General features: G+C 71.9%; 15 protein-coding genes and 1 pseudogene. All 16 read left to right on the plus strand.

Features of this window, described 5'->3' with window-relative positions; translation table 11 throughout:
- Positions 1 to 228: 228 nt before the first annotated feature.
- Positions 229 to 1,299: a 16S rRNA (cytosine(1402)-N(4))-methyltransferase RsmH gene (gene rsmH, locus Ade02nite_RS38845; protein WP_203774892.1), complete on the plus strand. Its 1,071-nt coding sequence runs from the start codon at positions 229 to 231 to the stop codon at positions 1,297 to 1,299.
- A complete protein-coding gene (ftsL, locus tag Ade02nite_RS38850; protein ID WP_203774894.1) occupies positions 1,296 to 2,813 on the plus strand; it encodes a cell division protein FtsL in 1,518 nt (505 codons plus the stop codon). Before rsmH ends, ftsL begins: the two co-directional genes overlap by 4 nt.
- 5 nt (positions 2,814 to 2,818) lie before the next feature.
- A complete protein-coding gene (locus tag Ade02nite_RS38855) occupies positions 2,819 to 5,104 on the plus strand; it encodes a peptidoglycan D,D-transpeptidase FtsI family protein (RefSeq protein WP_203774896.1) in 2,286 nt (761 codons plus the stop codon).
- A gap of 105 nt (positions 5,105 to 5,209) precedes the next feature.
- Positions 5,210 to 6,685: a UDP-N-acetylmuramoyl-L-alanyl-D-glutamate--2,6-diaminopimelate ligase gene (locus Ade02nite_RS38860; RefSeq protein ID WP_239169364.1), complete on the plus strand. Its 1,476-nt coding sequence runs from the start codon at positions 5,210 to 5,212 to the stop codon at positions 6,683 to 6,685.
- Positions 6,682 to 8,067, plus strand: a complete 1,386-nt coding sequence (locus tag Ade02nite_RS38865; protein ID WP_203774900.1) for a UDP-N-acetylmuramoyl-tripeptide--D-alanyl-D-alanine ligase — start codon at positions 6,682 to 6,684, stop codon at positions 8,065 to 8,067. Before Ade02nite_RS38860 ends, Ade02nite_RS38865 begins: the two co-directional genes overlap by 4 nt.
- Complete coding sequence (gene mraY / locus Ade02nite_RS38870; protein WP_203774902.1) at positions 8,064 to 9,167, plus strand: phospho-N-acetylmuramoyl-pentapeptide-transferase; 1,104 nt, start codon at positions 8,064 to 8,066, stop codon at positions 9,165 to 9,167. Before Ade02nite_RS38865 ends, mraY begins: the two co-directional genes overlap by 4 nt.
- Positions 9,168 to 9,234: 67 nt before the next feature.
- Positions 9,235 to 10,614, plus strand: a complete 1,380-nt coding sequence (locus Ade02nite_RS38875; protein ID WP_203774904.1) for an FtsW/RodA/SpoVE family cell cycle protein — start codon at positions 9,235 to 9,237, stop codon at positions 10,612 to 10,614.
- Complete coding sequence (murG, locus tag Ade02nite_RS38880; protein WP_203774906.1) at positions 10,615 to 11,727, plus strand: undecaprenyldiphospho-muramoylpentapeptide beta-N-acetylglucosaminyltransferase; 1,113 nt, start codon at positions 10,615 to 10,617, stop codon at positions 11,725 to 11,727. It abuts the gene before it with no gap.
- A 25-nt stretch (positions 11,728 to 11,752) separates the two neighbouring features.
- Positions 11,753 to 13,222: a UDP-N-acetylmuramate--L-alanine ligase gene (gene murC / locus Ade02nite_RS38885; RefSeq protein ID WP_203774908.1), complete on the plus strand. Its 1,470-nt coding sequence runs from the start codon at positions 11,753 to 11,755 to the stop codon at positions 13,220 to 13,222.
- 7 nt (positions 13,223 to 13,229) lie between these two features.
- Complete coding sequence (locus Ade02nite_RS38890) at positions 13,230 to 13,994, plus strand: cell division protein FtsQ/DivIB (protein ID WP_203774910.1); 765 nt, start codon at positions 13,230 to 13,232, stop codon at positions 13,992 to 13,994.
- A gap of 300 nt (positions 13,995 to 14,294) precedes the next feature.
- Positions 14,295 to 15,425, plus strand: a complete 1,131-nt coding sequence (ftsZ, locus tag Ade02nite_RS38895; RefSeq protein ID WP_203774914.1) for a cell division protein FtsZ — start codon at positions 14,295 to 14,297, stop codon at positions 15,423 to 15,425.
- Positions 15,422 to 16,132, plus strand: a complete 711-nt coding sequence (locus Ade02nite_RS38900; RefSeq protein WP_203774933.1) for a YggS family pyridoxal phosphate-dependent enzyme — start codon at positions 15,422 to 15,424, stop codon at positions 16,130 to 16,132. Before ftsZ ends, Ade02nite_RS38900 begins: the two co-directional genes overlap by 4 nt.
- A 245-nt stretch (positions 16,133 to 16,377) precedes the next feature.
- On the plus strand, positions 16,378 to 17,070 hold the full coding sequence (locus tag Ade02nite_RS38905) for a cell division protein SepF (RefSeq protein WP_203774916.1): 693 nt from the start codon (positions 16,378 to 16,380) through the stop codon (positions 17,068 to 17,070).
- A gap of 47 nt (positions 17,071 to 17,117) precedes the next feature.
- Positions 17,118 to 17,423: a YggT family protein gene (locus Ade02nite_RS38910; protein WP_203774918.1), complete on the plus strand. Its 306-nt coding sequence runs from the start codon at positions 17,118 to 17,120 to the stop codon at positions 17,421 to 17,423.
- 46 nt (positions 17,424 to 17,469) lie between these two features.
- Complete coding sequence (locus tag Ade02nite_RS38915; protein ID WP_203774919.1) at positions 17,470 to 18,288, plus strand: DivIVA domain-containing protein; 819 nt, start codon at positions 17,470 to 17,472, stop codon at positions 18,286 to 18,288.
- 47 nt (positions 18,289 to 18,335) lie between these two features.
- A pseudogene (locus Ade02nite_RS38920) lies at positions 18,336 to 18,749 on the plus strand (hypothetical protein); the annotation flags it as partial.

The raw sequence follows: 18,749 nt of genomic DNA on the forward strand, positions 1-18,749 counted from the left end.
ATCTCCAGCCGCTCCCGCACCTGGCGCCTCTTCCCCGGCGCCAGGCGCGTGTCCGGCCCAGGGCGCGCCCGATGGCAACGGGCACGAGCGGATGGGGATCTGGCGGTACGGAAGGACGTTCGGGCGGCTGCTCGGGCGCGGCGACATCGCTACGGCGTCGTCGATGGGGTTGGCACGGGGTCCGGTACGGGGCCGGTTGCACGTGGGCCAGGGACAGACGGGGTAGCGATGGGGGTCGACATGGGGGAGCCGCGCGGTACGCATGTGCCGGTGCTGCTCGAGCGGTGCCTCGAGCTGCTCGCCCCGGCCCTCGAGTTGCCGGGCGCGGTGCACGTCGACTTCACGCTCGGGCTGGGCGGGCACGCTGAGGCCGTTCTCGAGCGATACCCGGACGTCGTCCTCATCGGACTCGACCGGGACACGGAGGCGCTCGCCCATTCGCGACACAGGCTGGCGCCGTACGCCGGCCGGGCGCATCTGGTGCACGCGGTCTACGACGAGTTGCCGCGGGTGCTCGACGAGCTCGGCATCCCGCGGATCCACAGCGGACTGTTCGACCTGGGTGTGTCCTCGTTGCAGCTCGACGAGGCCGACCGCGGCTTCGCGTACGCACAGGACGCGCCGCTCGACATGCGCATGGACCAGACGACGGGCATCACGGCCGAGCAGGTCGTGAACGAGTACGAGCCCGGTGAGCTGGTGCGCATCCTGCGGACGTACGGCGAGGAGAAGTTCGCCACACGCGTCGTCTCGTCGATCGTCCGTGAGCGGCAGAAGGGCCGGATCACGTCCACCGCCAGGCTCTCCGAGCTGGTCAAAGAGGCCATCCCGGCAGCAGCCCGGCGAACCGGTGGAAATCCTTCGAAAAGAACGTTTCAAGCGCTTCGCATCGAGGTAAATGGCGAACTCGCCACGCTCGAGTCCGCGGTTCCGGCCGCTCTGGACGCGTTGGCCCCGAAAGGGCGCCTTGTGGTGATGAGCTACCAATCTTTGGAGGACCGGATCGTCAAGCGCGCCCTCACCGCGAGGACGCGCAGCACCGGGCCGGTCGACCTGCCGGTCGAACTGCCCGGGACCGGGCCGACACTGCGGCTGCTGACAAAGGGGTCGGAGCCGCCCAGCGACGACGAGGTCGCGGCGAACCCGCGGGCAGCTTCGGTGAAGCTGCGCGCCGTGGAGCGCCTCGACAAGAACGACCAGGCGACTGGGGCCGCCCGCGAACGGCCCCGGTTGTCAACGCACGGGGGACGAGGGCGGTTACGCCCGGGGGAACGCGAAGAGGGGGAGGGGAAAGCATGAGCGAGCGCACCCACGCGCCGCGGTCGGGGGGCCGGGCCGCGGAAGAGCAGCGCCAGGGGCACGGACGGCGCGAGCCGGGCACGGGCCGCCGCGATGCGGACGCCACGAGCCGGGCCGGCGACGGCCGAGGCAGGGCCGGCCGGGAGGCGGCCGGCCGCGACGTCGACGGCCGTGAGGCCAACGGCCGGGGGGTCATCGGCCGTGAGGCCAACGGCCGCGGAGGCGTCGGCCGCGAGGTCACCGGCCGCGGAGGCGTCGGCCGCGAGGTCAGCGGCCGCGGAGGCGTCGGCCGTGAGGTCAGCGGCCGCGGAGGCGTCGGCCGTGAGGTCAGCGGCCGGGAGGCTGCTGGGCGGGAGAGGACCGCGGAGGGCCGCAGCAGTGCCGGCCGGGGGGCACGGCACTTCTCGGACGGCGGCCGGGGTGGTTCCGGCCTGGCCGACACGCGCCGGTCAGGGATCGGCCGTGACACGGACCGGAGCGCGAGCCCACGACGGCGCGAGATCGAGGATGTTCGCGGTGGGGGCCGCGACGCCGAGACGCCGCGCGTCCGCGCTCGCGACACGGAAGGCGCTCGCGACATCGAGGGCGGCCGCGTCCGCCGGGACACCGAAGGCATCAAGACGCGCCGGGACACCGGCGAGCTGCGAGCCCGCCGCGGCTCCGAGGACCTCACGGCTCGTCGTGACACCGAGGGTGTGAAGGCTCGCCGCGACTCCGAGGATCTCAGGGTCCGTGGGGGCGTGGAGGGTCTGAAGGCTCGCCGGGACGTCGAGGGGGAGCGGGTTCGGCGGATCACCGAGGACGTGCGGGCCCGCCGGGACGCCGACCAGGACAAGGTGCGGCCGATCGCGGCCAAGCTGGAGAAGGGCAGGCTGGACGGGGGCAGGCTGGACGGGAGCAGGCTCGACAAGGACAAGCTCGACAAGGCGCGGTCCAAGGCGGGTGCCGAGGCCCCCGTCGAGGGCACCGCGGCGCTTCAGCTCGAGGTCGCGCCCGACGGCAGCGGGCGGGCCGAGGCCGGTGCGGGGCCGCGGCTGTCCGTGGCGCCGCCGCCGGTTCGGCGGGGGCCTCGGGCGCCGTTCGCGGCCGGGGTTGTCGGGCTGGTCATCGTCGGCGTGCTGGGCATTCTGCTGATCAATACCAAGACGAACGAGAACTCGTTCAAGATTGCTGATCTGGAGAAGCAGAGCACGGCGCTCGACAACCAGCAGCAGAGCCTCGACAACCAGCTGATCGAGGTGTCCAGCGTGGGCAACCTGGACGCGGCGGCGCGGCGGCTCGGCCTGGTCAAGGCGGAGAAGCTGGCGGTGCTGCGGCTGCCGGACGGCAAGGCCATCAACGTGCCGATGCCGGCCACGGGCAAGCTGTCGGTGACCGCGCAGGACGCCAAGACCGACCCGGCCGCCGGCGCCAAGACCGACCCGGCCGCGGGTGCCAAGACAGACCCGGCCGCCGGCGCCAAGGACAAGAGCCCGGCGAACCAGAACGCCGGCCAGAACGGGAACGGGCAGTAGGCCGCATGTCGCCGCGCTCTGACGACACACCACCGCGCCGGGGCGCTCAGCCCCGGCGCGGCACGTCTCGTGACCTTCCCACCGAGGGTGACGACAACGGCGGCAAGAGCCGCGGGTTCGGCGGCATCGGGGACGCGCGCGCCTACACCCCGCGCGGGCGCACCATGGCCGAGCGCGACCAGCGCACGCGGTCGCCGCGCGCCGGGCGGACGTCCGATCCGTTCCGGCCCGCGCTCCAGGTGCTCGACGGCGGCCGTCCCCGGCGTGGGGGCCGTCCCGAGCCGGGCGAGCCGGCGGAGGCCGCCGAGACTCCCCAGCGGGGCCGCAAGGGCACCGCCAAGACTCGTGAGCCCAAGGGCACCCCGCGCAGCCGGGCCCCCGAGCCGGACGAGGACGACGAGCTGGTCAGCCGTCGCGCCCGGATCGGAGTGAAGCCGCGCCGCCCGCAAAGAGCGCCGAAGCCCGAAAAAGCGGAGAAGCCACGGCGGATCGTGACCGGGCCGCGGGTCTCCCGCGCCGTGCGCGCGGTCGCGCCCGAGCCGCCGAAGCTCGCCAACAGCACCCGGCGGCTGCGGATCGGCGCCGTCGTCGCGCTCTCGCTCTTCGTGATGATCGGGGTGCGGCTGGTCATCCTCCAGGTCGCCTCGTCGCCGGCCGACGCCAAGCGCCTGATCGAGCTGCGGGAGGACCGGCTGGCCGAGGTACGCCTGCCGGCGCCCCGCGGCAGCATCATCGACCGTGACGGCACGGTCCTCGCGCACAGCGTGGAGGCGCGCTACATCGGCGCCGACCCCATGCTCATCAAGGACCCGGCGGGGACGGCCGCGAAGCTCGCGCCGCTGATCGGCGTACAGGCGTCGAAGTTGATCCCGCTGATGACGCCGCACAAGCGGCCCGGCGGCGGCCAGTCCCGGTTCGAGTATCTCGCGCAGGGTGTCGACATCTCGGTGGGCGACAAGATCGCCGCGATGGACCTGGACGGCATCGTGGTCAAGGAGGACGAGCGGCGCGACGTGCCGAACGCCGACCTGGCCGCCAACCTGATCGGCTTCACCGGCGCCGACAACTCCGGCCTCGAAGGGCTGGAGGCGCGCTACGACTCGCTGCTGCGCGGCACCGACGGCGAGCGGATCTTCGAGATCGGCAAGGGTGACCTGGACAAGCCGATCCCGAGCGGCTACGAGAAGTACACCGAGCCGCAGCCGGGCACGTCGCTCCAGCTGACCATCGACGGCGATCTGCAGTACGAGGTGCAGCGCATCCTCTGCGAGCAGGCCACCGAGTCGAAGGCGTACATGGCCGGCGCCGTGGTGATGGACGTGAAGACCGGTGAGGTGCTCGCGCAGGCGAGCTGCCCCACCTACAACGCGGCGAAGCCCGGCGACTACACGCCCACGGAGCGGGAGGACGTGCCGAGCAGCATCGTGGCCGACCCCGGGTCGGTGCACAAGGCGTTCATCTTCGGCGCCGCCCTCCAGGAGGGGCTGATCACGCCCGACTCGGTGCTGACCATCGGCCCGGCGCTGGAGCGCGGCGGATACCGCTTCGAGGACACCCACGAGCAGAAGAAGGGCACCAAGATGACGATGGCGGGCCTGCTCGCCTACTCGTCGAACGTGGGCACGATCCTCATCGCGGACCGGCTCGGCAAGCAGAAGGTGTACGAGTACCAGCAGAAGTTCGGGCTCGGGAAGTCGACGGACGAGGGCATGCTCGGCGAGGCGGACGGCAAGCTGCTGACGCCGGACGAGTGGAGCGGCTCGGCGTCGGGCTCGGTGCCGATCGGCATGAGCGTGGACGCCACGCTGATCCAGATGGCGGCCGGCTACAACGCGATCGCGAACGACGGCACCTACGTGCAGCCGCACCTCATCAAGGCGATGATCTCGGGCAAGGACGGCAAGGTCACCCCCGGCCCGGAGCCGGAGACCCACAAGGTGCTCGATCCCCAGGTCGCCGCCGAGCTGCGCACCATGATGGAGGCGGTCGTCGACACCGAGGGCGCCACCGGCAAGAAGGCGGCCGTCGCCGCGTACCGCGTGTCGGGCAAGACCGGCACCGGCAAGCGCCTCATCGACGGCAAGTACACGAGCGCGAACTACGGGTCGTTCATCGGCATGGCGCCGGCGGAGAACCCGCGCTACGTCATCGCGGTCTCGGCCGACGTGCCGGTCGGCACGGGCGGCGACGTGGCCGCGCCGGCGTTCTCGAAGATGATGTCGTTCACCCTGCTCCACAACAAGGTGCCGCCGTCGACCACGCCGGCGCCGAAGCTGAAGATCCACCCATGACGGCTTTGCGGGGCGGTATGGCGTTTTTCGCCGAGCGGCGGGCACGGGGTAGGGTCTGACGCCGTGCCCGGCATTCCCCGTCCCCTTTCTGTGGCGCCCCACCGGTTGTCGAGCCTCGCCTCGCTGGTCGAGGCCACGCTGACCGGCCTCGACGCCGAGGTCACCGGCATCACCCACGACAGCCGCGAGGTCCGTCCCGGTGATCTCTACGCGGCCCTGCCCGGTGCGAACCGGCACGGCGCGGAGTTCTCCGCCGCCGTCGCGGCCGCCGGCGCCACCGCCGTCCTGACCGACCCCACCGGCCGCGAGCGCGCGGCCGCCACCGGCCTGCCCGTGCTGGTCGTGGACGATCCCCGGGCCGTCCTCGGCGCCGCGGCGTCGGCGATCTACGGCGACCCCTCCGCGCGGCTCACCGTGATCGGGATCACCGGCACCGCCGGCAAGACCTCGACCGCCTACCTCGTCGAGTCCGGCCTGCGGGCCGCCGGCCTGGTCACCGGTATGATCGGCACGGTCGAGACGCGGCTGGGCGACCTGGTGGTGCAGAGCGTGCGCACCACCCCGGAGGCCACCGACGTGCACGCGATCCTCGCCGCCGGCCTGGAGCGCGACGTCTCCGCCGTGGTCATGGAGGTCTCCAGCCACGCGCTGGCCGTGGGCCGGGTCAACGGCGTGCGGTTCACCGTCGGCGGTTACACCAACTTCGGCCTCGACCACCTCGACTTCCACGCCGACGCCGACGACTACTTCGCCGCCAAGGCCAAGCTCTTCGACGGCCGCTGCCGCTTCGAGGTGCTCAACGCCGACGACGCGGCGCTGCGCCCGTTGTTCAAGCCGGTGACGATCAGCTATTCGGCGGACGGCGACACCGGCGCGACGTGGTGGGCCACCGACATCCGGCCGTCCGCGTTCGGCCAGCGCTTCCAGGCGCACGGGCCCGAGGGCGTACGGGTGGAGGCCGGTGTCGCCCTGCCGGGCCGGCACAACGTGGCGAACGCGCTGCTGGCCCTGGCGGCGCTCGTGGCCGCCGGTGTGGACCCGGCCACGGCCGCCCGCGGCATCGCGGCCTGCCCGGGCGTGCCGGGCCGCCTCGAGCAGGTGAGCGCGCCGGGCGAGATCCTCGGCGTGGTCGACTACGCGCACAAGCCGGACGCGATCGTGGCGGCCCTCGCGGCGCTGCGCGAGCTCGCCACCGGCCGCGGTGGCCGGCTGATCTGCCTGATCGGCGCCGGCGGCGACCGCGACCGCGGCAAGCGCCCGCTGATGGGCGCCGCGGCGGCCCGCGGCAGCGATCTGGTGATCATCACCGACGACAACCCCCGGACCGAGGACCCCGCGGCGGTGCGCGCCGCCGTGCGGGCCGGCGCCGAGGAGACCGCGGCGCCTGCGAAGATCATCGAAGTCGCCGGGCGGCGGGACGCGATCGCCGAGGCGGTGCGGCTGGCCGCACCGGGCGACGTGATCGCGCTGCTGGGCAAGGGACACGAGCGTGGCCAGGAGGTGAACGGCGAGATGCTGCCGTTCGACGACCGGATCGAGCTGGCCGCGGCGCTGACCGCCGCGGCGGGGAGCGGCTCGTGATCCGGATGACGCTGGCGGAGATCGCCGAGTGCACCGGGGGACGCGTGGTCAACGCGGAGCCGGGCCTCGAGGTCACCGGGGGAGTGGAGTACGACTCCCGCAAGATCGGGCCGGGCGGGCTCTTCGTCGCCTTCGAGGGCGAGAAGGTCGACGGGCATCTGTTCGCGGGCAAGGCCGTCGCGGCGGGCGCCGCGGCCGTGCTGAGCACGCGCGACACCGGTGAGCCGGGGGTCGTCGTCGCGGAGCCGCTGGCGGCGCTGGCCGCGCTGGCGAGCGCCGTGGTCGGCAGGCTCGGCGAGCTGACCGTCGTGGGGCTCACCGGGTCGTCGGGCAAGACGACCACCAAGGACTACATCGGGCAGCTGCTGTCGCGGCTGGGGCCGACGATCGCGCCGGCCGGGTCGCTCAACAACGAGCTCGGCTTCCCGTACACGGTGTTGCAGGCGACGACCGAGACCCGCTTCCTGGTGCTCGAGATGGGCGCGCGGGGCATCGGGCACATCCGCTACCTCACCGAGATCGCCCGGCCGCAGGTCGGTGTGGTGCTCAACGTCGGGGCGGCGCACCTGGGCGAGTTCGGCTCCGTCGAGGGGACCGCGCGGGCCAAGGGCGAGCTGGTGGAGGCGCTGCCGGAGTCCGGGGTGGCGATCCTGAACGCCGACGATCCGCTGGTGGCGGGGATGGCGCCGCGCACGAGAGCCCGCGTCCTGCTGGTCGGTGAGGCGGAACGCGCCGCCGTGCGGGCGACCGATGTCGTGGTGGACGGAGCGGGCCGCCCCTCCTACCGACTCCACTGGGACGGAAAAACCGGAAACGTTCGATTGCGAGTCGCCGGGCGCCATCAGGTGGCGAACACGCTGGCGGCGGCGGGCGTGGCGCTGTCGCTGGGCATGAGCGCCGAGGACGTGGCGGAGGCGCTCGGCGAGGTCGGCATCGTCTCCGGCCGCCGGATGGACGTCTTCACCCGCCCCGACGGCGTCACGGTGATCGACGACTCGTACAACGCCAACCCGTCGTCCACCACCGCCGCGCTGCACGCGCTCGCCGCGATGGGCGCGGGCCGGCGTACCACCGCCGTCCTCGGCTACATGGCCGAGCTGGGCCCGCACGAGCGCTCCGGGCACGAGGAGGTCGGCCGGGTCGCCGCCGAGCTCGGCGTGGACCGGCTCGTCGCGGTGGCGCCCGAGGCCGGGCCCATCGTGGACGGCGCGCAAGCGGTCGAGGGCTGGACGGGGCAGGCGTTGCGCGCCGCCGACCAGGCCGCGGCCATCGAGATCCTGGAGGGGGACCTGCGGGACGGCGACGTCGTCCTGGTCAAGGGCTCCCGGTACCGCACATGGGACGTGGTCGATGCGCTGCGTCCCGAGGAGGAGTCCCGGTGAGGGCAGTCATCGTCGCGGCCGCGGTCGCCTTCATCATCTCGCTGTTCGGCACCCCGATCGCGATCCGTGTCTTCACGGCGCTGAAGGCGGGCCAGCCGATCCGGACCATCGGGCCGGCGACCCACCAGGGCAAGAAGGGCACGCCCACGATGGGCGGTGTCGCGTTCATCGTGGCGACCGTCTTCGCGTACGCGGCGGGCCATGTCGCCCTGACCACGCTCCCGGAGCGGCAGATCGCCCAGGAGAGCCCGACCATGACCGCGCTGGTCCTGCTCGGCCTCTTCGTCTTCTGCGGCGTGGTGGGCTTCCTGGACGACTTCCTCAAGGTGCGCCGGCGCAACTCCGACGGCCTGAGCGCCAAGGGCAAGCTGCTCGGCCAGCTGCTCGTCGGCGGCGCGTTCGCGATCGTGGCGCTCTACGTGCCGAGCACCAACGGCGAGACGGTGGCGAGCGAGCACATCTCGTTCATCCGCGACATCAGCTGGCTGGACGTCGGCAAGGTCGGGTCGGTGCTGGTCTTCGTCTTCGTCATCATGTCGATGTCGAACGGCGTGAACCTCACCGACGGCCTCGACGGCCTGGCCACCGGCGCCTCGATCCTGGTGCTCGGCGCGTACGCCCTGATCGGCTTCTGGCAGTACCGCCACTGGTGCGGCGACTCCGACTACGCGCGGGTCAACGACTACTGCTACCAGGTGCGCGACCCGCTGGAGATCGCGATGATCGCGGCGGCGGCAGCGGCGGCGTGTGTGGGCTTCCTGTGGTGGAACACGTCCCCGGCGCGGATCTTCATGGGCGACACCGGCGCGCTGGGCCTCGGCGGCCTCATCGGCGGCCTGGCGGTGGCGACCCGGACGACGCTGCTCTCGATCATCATCGGCGGCCTCTTCGTGATCATCACGATGTCCGTCGTGATCCAGATCATCTCGTTCAAGACCACGGGCAAGCGGGTCTTCCGCATGTCGCCGCTGCAGCACCACTTCGAATTGGCCGGGTGGAGCGAGGTCAACATCGTGGTGCGGTTCTGGATCGTGGCCGGCATCTGCGTCGCCATCGGTCTCGGGTTGTTCTATTCGGACTTCCTGGCGGTCATGGGATAGATCAAGTCACACGACACGCCAGCGCAGATGACACGGGCTGGCGTGTCGTGACGACGATGATGAGTGGATGGCGGACGACCGTACCTCGCAGGCGCCTCGCCCGTCGTTGAGCCGGCAGTTGCTGCCCGCCGTGCACGGGCTGCTGGCGCGTCCCCTCTCCTCGTACTACCTGCTCCTGGCCAGCTCCGGTCTGCTGCTGCTGATCGGGCTGACCATGGTCTTCTCGGCCACCAGCGTCGAGGCGTACGCGAAGAACGGCAACGCGTTCAGCGCCATCGCCAACCAGGCGGTCTTCGCCCTGCTCGGCCTCTTCGCGTTCTGGGTGTGCCAGCGGCTCCCCGCCGGCACCCTGCGCGACCTCGGCAAATACGTGATGGGCGTGGCCATCGCGCTGCTCGGCATCCTCGACCTGCTGATGGCGCTCGAGTCGGTGCACCTGCTCAGCGCGCCCCGGATCGGCCCGATCCACGCCGACCTGCTGTGGCTCTACCTCGGCCCGATCGGCCTGCAGCCCGCCGAGTTCGCCAAGCTCGGCATGGTGCTCTGGGGCGCCGACGTGATCGCCCGCAAGGGATCGGCGCTGGGGCACTGGCGGGAGCTGTCCCGCCCGCTGTTCCCGGTCGTCGGCCTGCTGTTCGTGCTGGTCGGCTACAACGACCTCGGCACCATGCTGGTGCTGCTCGCGCTCATCGTGGGCCTGCTCTGGGCGGCCGGCGTACGGCTGCGCATCTTCGCGGCGCTCGGCGTGCTCGGCCTGGCCGGCATCAGCCTGCTCATCGCGGCCGCGTCCGGCGGCGCCGGGTCGGGTGAGAAGGGCGCCGAGAACTACCGGCTGGCCCGGCTCACCAACTTCCTCCAGCCGCTCGACAAGTGCGACCTCGACGGCCCCTGCTACCAGCTGATCCAGGCGCGGTCGGCGATCTTCGAGGGCGGCTGGTTCGGCGTCGGCCTCGGCAAGGGCGCGCTCAAGTGGAACTGGCTGCCCGAGGCCGAGAACGACTTCATCTTCGCCGTGGTCGCCGAGGAGCTCGGCGTGGTCGGCTGCGCGGTGATCCTGGCGCTGTTCTCGGTGCTCGCCTACACCGGCTTCCGGATCGCCCGGCGCTCCGCCGACCCGTTCCGCCGCCTCGCCGCCACCGCGATCACCACCTGGCTGGTCGCCCAGACCGTGATCAACGTCGGCGGCGTGACCGGCATGCTGCCGATCACCGGCCTCCCGCTGCCGTTCATCTCCGCAGGTGGCAGCGCCCTCGTCGTCACCATGGCGGCGGTCGGCATCCTCGCCTCCTTCGCCCGCGCCGAGCCCGACGCGTCCCGAGCCCTGAACGCCCGTCCGCCCGCCAGGTGGGTACGGCTACTCTGGGCCCCGCTGCCGCCGCTGCCCCCGCAACGGCGGCCGGCCGCTGCCAAGGCGACGGAAGGTGCGGGGGCTGGGAGGAAAAGGTAAATGGCTCCGCTGCGGTCGGTCGTGCTCGCCGGAGGAGGCACCGGCGGTCACATCTATCCGCTGCTCGCCTTCGCCGACGCGCTGCGGCGGCACTTCCCGGACGTCCGGATCACCACGCTCGGCAGCCCCAAGGGCATGGAGAACGAGCTGATCCCGCCGGCCGGCTACGACCTGCAGGTCATCCCCGCGTTCCAGCTGCCCCGGTCGATCAACATGAACCTGCTGCGCACCCCGGACCGCATGTACAAGTCCGCGCACGCCGCCGGCAAGATCCTCGAAGAGGTGCAGGCGGACGTGGTCGTGGGCTTCGGCGGCTACGTGTCGGTGCCGGCCTACCTGGCGGCCTGGCGCCGCGACGTGCCGATCGTCATCCACGAGGTCAACGTGCCGCCGGGCGTGGCCAACCGGATGGGCATGCGGTTCACCAAGAACGTGGCGGTCGGCTTCCCGCAGCAGCCGCAGCAGGCCGAGTCGCTGCGCGACGCGCGGGTGGTCGGCGTGCCGCTGCGCACCGCGATCTCGCACCTCGACCGGGCGGCGCTTCGGCCGCAGGCGCTCTACCAGTTCGGGCTCCGGCCCGACCTGCCCGTGCTCTTCGTCTCGGGCGGCTCCTCCGGCGCCCGCACGATCAACCTGGCGGTCGCCGCGGCGGCCAAGCGGCTCGCCCACTCCGGCGTCCAGGTGCTGCACGTGCAGGGTGGCCGCAACGACCCGTTCGAGGTGCCGGCCGACCTGCCGGTGCCCTACCGGGTGCTGCCGTACCTGTCGGACATGCAGCTCGGCTACGCGGCCGCCGACCTGATGCTCTGCCGCAGCGGCGCGATCACGGTGGCCGAGACCACGGCGCTGGGCGTGCCCGCGGTCTACGTGCCGTACCCGTACAGCAATCAGGAACAGAAGCGCAACGCGCTGCCGGTGGTCGAGGCGGGCGGCGGCGTGCTGGTGGACAACTCGGAGCTCACGCCCGAGTGGATCGAGCAGAACATCGTCCCGCTGGCGCGGGACAGGCAGCGTCTCGCCTCGATGAGCATGGCCGCTTCCCGGTACGGTCGCCGCGACGGTGACGAAGCGCTGCTCGAATTCGTTCTGGAAGCGGTGCAGAAGGCCCGATGACTCACGCGATCAAGGGAGCAGGACTGTGAACACGGCGGAGCTGAGGCCGGCCGGCGAATTGACCGCCGAGGACCTCGGCAGCGTGCACCTCATCGGGATCGGCGGGGTGGGCATGGCGGGCCTGGCCCGGCTGCTGCTCACCCGCGGCGTCCCGGTCTCGGGCAGCGAGCTGCGCGAGTGGCCGGCGCTGGCCGGGCTGCGCGCCCTGGGCGGCACGGTGCACATGGCCCACGTCGCGTCGAACCTCGACGGTGTCGACACCGTGGTCTACTCCACCGCGATCCCGGCCGACCACCTGGAGCTGGTCGAGGCCCGCCGCCGTGGCCTGCGGGTGCTGCACCGCTCCGAGGCGCTCGCCGCCGCGATGACCAACCGGCAGACCATTGCCGTCGCGGGCACGCACGGCAAGACGACCACCACGTCGATCATGACGGTGATCCTCCAGCACGCCGGGCAGGACCCGTCCTTCGTGATCGGCGGCGAGATCTCCGAGGCCGGCTCCAACGGCCACCACGGCACCGGTCCGCACTTCGTCGCCGAGGCGGACGAGAGCGACAAGTCGTTCCTCATCTACCGCCCGCACGTCGCGATCATCACCAACATCGAGGGCGACCACCTCAACAACTGGGGCGACCTCGACGGGCTCAAGGCCGGCTTCCTCCAGTTCGCCGAGCTCGCCGCCCCCGACGGCTTCGTCGTGACCTGCGCCGACGACGAGGGCACGCAGGAGCTGATCGCGGCTCTCAAGAGCAAGGGCAAGACCGTCTACACGTACGGCGAGAGCGCGTCGGCCGATCTCCGGATCACCGACGTGGTGTCCACGGTCAGCGGCGTGCGCTACCAGGCCGAGCTCGACGGCAAGCCGCTCGGCGAGATCCGGCTGGCGCTGCCCGGCAAGCACATGGGCCTCAACAGCGCGGCCGCCGTGCTCACCGCGCTGCGGCTGGGCCTGCCGCTCGACAAGATCGTCGAGGCGCTGGCGTCGTTCCCGGGCGTGCGCCGCCGCTTCGAGCGCAAGGGCATCGCCGCCGGGGTCCGGGTCTACGACGAGTACGCGTACCACCCGACCTCGGTGAAGGCCGCCCTGCGCACGCTGCGCGAGGTGGCCGGCGACGGCCGGCTGCTGGTGGTCTTCCAGCCCTACCGCGTCTATCGCACCCGCGACCTCGAGGCCGAGCTGGCCGAGGGGCTGAGCCTCGCCGACCAGGCGATCGTCATGGAGGTCTTCGGGCCGGGCGAGGTGCGCGGGCCGGGCGAGGGCGGAGTCTCGCTGACCGCCGCCGTCGACCTGCCCGCCGACCACAAGATCTTCGTGCCCGACTGGGAGGACGTGCCGGCCGAGGTCGTCCGGCGCAGCCGCCCCGGCGACGTCGTGGTGACCATGGGCGCGCCGCCGATCTCGCTGATGGGCGACGAGCTGCTCGCCGCGCTGGCCGAGGCCGACCTCCAGCCGGCGCCCGCGCAGCCCAGCGGCAACGGGCTCGAGGAGCGCTAGGAGCGTGATGAGCGGGGGCGGGCGCAACTGGCGGCTCGTGCGGGCGGACACCGACGCGGTGCCCGCCTCGGCGCGCCGCTTCATGGCCCGCGCCCGCAAGCGCAAGCTGCGCGCCGTCCTGCCGTGGGCGGTCGCGGCGGGTGTCCTCGCCCTCGCCGGCATCGTGTCGTGGATCCTCTACGGCACGTCGATGCTCGGCGTCCGCGAGGTCAAGGTGGTCGGCACGCAGTTCCTCACGCCGCTGCAGATCGAGCAGGCGGCGGCCGTGCCGGAGCGCGAGCCGCTGGCCCGGGTCGATCTCGACAGCGTGCGCGCCAAGGTGCGCACGCTGCCCGCGGTCGACCGGGTGGTGGTGCGGCGCAGCTGGCCCTCCACTCTGGTGGTCGAGGTGGTGGAACGCACTCCGGTGGCCGCCGTGCCCACGTCCGGCCAGTTCTCGCTGATCGACCGCTCCGGTGTGCCGTACCGCACGGTCCAGCAGCAGCCGGCCGGGCTGCCGCTGGTGCGCACCGCGACGCCGGGGCCGCAGGACGTGAACACGAAGTCGGCGCTGACCGTCCTCTCCGCCCTGAGCGAGGACCTGCGCGAGCAGCTGGTCGCCGTGTCGGTGGCCGCGCCCGCCCGGATCGAGCTGCAGCTCAAGAAGAACCGCACGGTGGTGTGGGGCGACGACACCCAGAGCGACACCAAGAGCCAGGTGGCCACGGCGCTGCTGAAGCGGGCCGGCCACGAGATCGACGTCAGTGTGCCGTCGGTCGTGACGATCCGCTAACATTTCCGCTAAGCGGACATCCACGCCCAAACGGCACTTTTTGGTCGAGGTTACGGGTCCGTCGGATTTTCGCCACGTAAGCGGACGCCGACACGCCGCGCCGGGTCTTTGGTTGACGTCGGAAACCCGCTTACGTTGCCACCAGAGGCTTCAGTGGTTGACATAACCCTAAGCCTCTAGTAGAGGGTGAGGGTTTCCTCGCCCTCCCTTGTACGGCAGCGGATGCCGACGCGTGGTCTGGCCGGACCGCGCCGGGGCCTAACGGCATCCACTAACCCTGGAAGGGAAGGCTGAGAGCCCATGACACCTCCCCACAACTACCTGGCGGTCATCAAGGTCGTCGGGATCGGCGGCGGCGGCGTGAACGCCGTCAACCGCATGATCGAGGTCGGGCTCAAGGGCGTCGAGTTCATCGCGATCAACACCGATGCGCAGGCGCTGCTGATGAGCGACGCCGACGTCAAGCTCGACGTCGGGCGCGAGCTCACCCGTGGCCTCGGCGCCGGCGCGCAGCCCGAGGTCGGCAAGAACGCCGCCGAGGACCACCGCGACGAGATCGAAGAGGTGCTCAAGGGCGCCGACATGGTCTTCGTGACGTGCGGCGAGGGCGGCGGCACCGGCACCGGCGGCGCGCCCGTGGTGGCGAACATCGCCCGCAAGCTCGGCGCGCTGACCATCGGCGTGGTCACCCGGCCGTTCTCGTTCGAGGGCAAGCGGCGCCAGGTGCAGGCCGAGTCCGGCATCGAGGAGCTGCGCAACCAGTGCGACACGCTCATCGTGATCCCGAACGACCGGCTGCTCGCGCTCGGCGACCGCGGCATCAGCATGATGGACGCGTTCCGCCAGGCCGACCAGGTGCTGCTCTCCGGTGTGCAGGGCATCACCGACCTGATCACCACGCCCGGCCTGATCAACCTGGACTTCGCGGACGTCAAGAGCGTCATGAGCAACGCGGGCAGCGCGCTCATGGGCATCGGCAGCGCCCGCGGCGACAACCGCGCGGTCGAGGCGGCCGAGCGGGCCATCTCCAGCCCGCTGCTGGAGCAGAGCATGGACGGCGCGCGCGGCGTGCTGCTCTCCATCGCCGGCGGCTCCGACCTGGGCCTCTTCGAGATCAACGACGCGGCGCAGCTGGTCACCGACGCGGCGCACCCGGACGCGAACATCATCTTCGGCGCGGTCATCGACGACGCGCTCGGCGACGAGGTGCGCGTCACGGTGATCGCGGCCGGCTTCGACGGGGGCTCGCCCTCGTACAAGCCGTCCGAGCCGGCGCGCAAGGTCGTCCAGCAGCCGGCCGCGCCGTCCGTGCCGGCCACGGCACCGGCCGCTCCCGCGGTCACGCCGCCGCCCGCCACCACGACGCCGACGCCGCGCCGGGTGCTCTTCGACGACGTCGACGTGCCGGACTTCCTGAAGAACGGCTCCTGACGGCGGTGACCGATCGCAGGGCCGAGCTCTCCGCGGCCCTCACCGAGGTGCGCGGGCGGATCGCCCGCGCCTGCGCGGCGGCCGGGCGGCCGGAGGACGCCGTGCACCTGGTCGCGGTGACCAAGACGTACCCGGCGAGCGACGTGGTGTTGCTCGCCGGGCTCGGCGTCACCGACGTGGGCGAGAACCGCGATCAGGAGGCCGCGCCGAAGGCCGCCGAGGTGGCCGCCGCCGGTGCGCGGCCACGGTGGCACTTCATCGGCCGGCTTCAGCGCAACAAGGCGCGCTCGGTCGTCTCGTACGCCGGCGTGGTCGAGTCGGTCGACTCGGAGCGCCTGGCCGTGGCGCTCGCCCGCGCGGCCGCCGGCCGGCCCGAGCCGCTCGAGGCGCTGGTGCAGGTCAGCATCGACGGCGACCCGGCGCGTGGGGGCGCGGCGGGCGACGACATCTGGCGGGTTTCCGACTCGATCGCCGCGTCGGAGACCCTGCGCCTCGGCGGGCTCATGGCGGTCGCGCCGCTCGGCTGGGACCCCGACCGCGCGTTCGAGCAGCTCGCGGTGATCGCGGAGCGCCTGGTGAAGGCGCATCCGGGCGTCACCACCGTCTCGGCGGGCATGAGCGGCGACCTCGAGGCGGCCGTCCGGCACGGTGCGACACACGTCCGGATCGGCACTTCTTTGCTCGGAATGCGAAACCCGCTGCGGTAGCCTTGCGGCGGGCAGCAAACTACATAGGTGTTGTTTACGCGCGGCGCTACCGGGGAAGGTGGCCCCGCGTCCGACGACGCGGCGTCGCCGCAGCGTGCGGTCCTGATCGGACCGGCCGCTGAGGTGCGAGGGGGGACAGCGGATCGCAGGGGGTGCGTTCCGCGCAGCGGACGAAGGTGGGGGCACATGGCTGGTCGGGTCGGCGCCGAGCGAGCTCACGCTCGGATGCGGGATGGGGTGAAGGCATGAGCGCCTTTGTTCGTAAGGCGGGCGTCTGGCTGGGCCTCGTCGAGGAGGACGACGACCGCGACTACGGCTACCGCGACGACTCCTACCACCGGCGCGACCGCCGCCACTCCGCCGGCGCCTACGAGACCGACTTCGACGACGAGGACGAGGAGTTCGAGGAGGAGCGCACGGTGCCTCGGGCCCGCACCGAGCGCGCCGGCCGGCTGTCGAGCCGCCTCTCCGCGCACGACGACGTCGACGACGAGCCGGTCGAGCGCACCGAGCGCGCCAGTGTCCGCTCCATCACCCGTTCGGGTGCCGGCGCCGACGACTCGTCCGTGCACAACTACTCGACGCGGGAGAACCTCGCGCTCGCCCCGCAGACGGTGCACCAGCCGCAGCCGGCGCCGCGCCAGGCCGAGGAGGAGCAGCGCTACCAGATCACGACGCTGCACCCGACCACGTACCGTGAGGCCCGCACCATCGGAGAGCACTTCCGGGACGGCGTTCCGGTCATCATCAATCTCACCGAGATGGATGAGGGTGACGCCCGCCGTCTGGTCGACTTCGCGGCCGGTCTGGCCTTCGGCCTTCGCGGTACGATCGAGCGCGTGACGAACCGGGTGTTCCTGCTCTCACCGGCGAATGTCCAGGTCACCGCGGAGGACAAGGCCAAGATCGCTGAAGGCGGGTTCTTCAGCCAGGGCTGACGGCCTCGGCGCCCGGCTTAACCCATATGGGGGAGGACTCGAGCACCGTGCTCTCGGTCGTGTTCCAAATATTGTATTTGCTGGTTTATATCTTCTTTCTCGTCCTGCTTGCCAGGTTCGTGCTGGGTGCGGTACTTCAGTACGGGCGCCGGTGGCAACCCAGTCGAGGGGCGTCGGCGGCACTGGAAACGGTGTGGAGCGTCACTGATCCGCCCCTCAAGGCGTTGAGGCGTGTGATCCCACCGCTGCGCATTGGTAACGTGAGCTTGGACCTGGCTTCCATCGTGCTGCTGGTTATCCTGTTCGTGCTCATGAGGTTCGTGCTGCAAAACCTGATAGTGAACTTCAGCTAGCTAGACAGCAGCCCCACCGCGGCCGCGACTGACCCGAGGAGTTTCGATGCCGCTGACCCCGGCCGACGTGCATAACGTCGCCTTCAAGAAGCCCCCGATCGGCAAGCGGGGGTACGACGAGGAGGAGGTCGACGCCTTCCTTGACGAGGTCGAGCGCGAGCTCGCCCGTCTGATCGAGGAGAACAACGAGCTGCGCGCCCAGGTGGAGCGCGGCGGTCGGGGTGGCGCACCAGCCGGTCCGAGCGCCGACCCGCGCCTTGCGGCCGAGCTCAACGAAGTGAAGGCCCAGCTCGACCGGGTGCAGCGCGACAAGGCGCAGGCCGAGCAGGCCGCCCGGCAGATGCAGGCCGAGCTCGAGCAGGTCCGCGCCGCGGGCCCGGTCGGCGGTGGCGCCACCGGTGGCGGCGCCGACGGCGAGCAGCAGGCGCTGCGCGTGCTCATGATGGCCCAGCGCACCGCCGACGACCACGTCGCCGACGCGCGCCGCGAGGCCGACAAGCTTCTCTCCGACGCCCGCTCCAAGGCCGAGGAGGTCACCCGCGAGGCCCGCGCCAAGGCGGACGCCCTCGAGCGTGACGCCCGTCAGCGCCACCAGGAGGCGATGGGTGGCCTGGACGCCAAGCGCACGGCGCTGCAGAAGCACATCGAGGAGCTCAAGCAGTTCGAGCGCGAGTACCGCACGCGCCTGAAGGCCTACCTCGAGAGCCAGCTGCGCGACCTCGACGGCCGGGGCCAGGGCCTCGAGGCCGAGATGTCGCGCGCCGACTCCGGCCGGGCCGTCGGTGGCAGCGGTGGTCTCGCCGCGGCCGGCCTCGCCAGCTCGTACGGCGGCGGCCGCGCCAACTCCATCGAGTCCGGGCGCTGATCTCCCTCCCCGCCGGTTTTCGAAGTCTTCGACGACGAGGATGAGCCGTGATTGTCGCTAGTCTCCTGCTCATCCTCGTCGCGGTGGCGTTGCTCGTGCTGGGCATCACCGGCGGGTCGAGCAACCTGCTGATCAGCTCGATCGTGGCCAGCCTGCTGGCCGCGGTCTTCCTGGTGGTCGGCGCGCGCCAGGCGGCGTCCGCCCGGCGCGCGGCCGCACGATCCACCGCACCGGCCGGCGAGCCGTTCGCCGACGACCCCTACACCGACGACGCCGGCTATCCCGTCGACGACTATCCCGACGAGGCCTACGTGGCGGAGCCCGAGTTCGCCGCCGCGACCCAGCGCCGTCGCACCTCCGACGATCTTCCTCCACGCGACCCGTCTCCCGCAGCCGATTCGGCGGACCGGGACACGGTCCAGTTCGACTCTCCCGCGGACATCGACTCCCGCGCTGGCGAT

Source organism: Paractinoplanes deccanensis, from assembly GCF_016862115.1.
Classification (GTDB): Bacteria; Actinomycetota; Actinomycetes; order Mycobacteriales; family Micromonosporaceae; genus Actinoplanes; species Actinoplanes deccanensis.

Excerpts from the sequence above, each read along its gene's own strand:
- rsmH (WP_203774892.1), top strand. The coding sequence starts at position 229 with ATGGGGGTCGACATGGGGGAGCCGCGCGGTACGCATGTGCCGGTGCTG.
- ftsL (WP_203774894.1), top strand. The coding sequence starts at position 1,296 with ATGAGCGAGCGCACCCACGCGCCGCGGTCGGGGGGCCGGGCCGCGGAA.
- Ade02nite_RS38855 (WP_203774896.1), top strand. The coding sequence starts at position 2,819 with ATGTCGCCGCGCTCTGACGACACACCACCGCGCCGGGGCGCTCAGCCC.
- Ade02nite_RS38875 (WP_203774904.1), top strand. The coding sequence starts at position 9,235 with ATGGCGGACGACCGTACCTCGCAGGCGCCTCGCCCGTCGTTGAGCCGG.
- murG (WP_203774906.1), top strand. The coding sequence starts at position 10,615 with ATGGCTCCGCTGCGGTCGGTCGTGCTCGCCGGAGGAGGCACCGGCGGT.
- Ade02nite_RS38890 (WP_203774910.1), top strand. The coding sequence starts at position 13,230 with ATGAGCGGGGGCGGGCGCAACTGGCGGCTCGTGCGGGCGGACACCGAC.
- ftsZ (WP_203774914.1), top strand. The coding sequence starts at position 14,295 with ATGACACCTCCCCACAACTACCTGGCGGTCATCAAGGTCGTCGGGATC.
- Ade02nite_RS38905 (WP_203774916.1), top strand. The coding sequence starts at position 16,378 with ATGAGCGCCTTTGTTCGTAAGGCGGGCGTCTGGCTGGGCCTCGTCGAG.
- Ade02nite_RS38915 (WP_203774919.1), top strand. The coding sequence starts at position 17,470 with ATGCCGCTGACCCCGGCCGACGTGCATAACGTCGCCTTCAAGAAGCCC.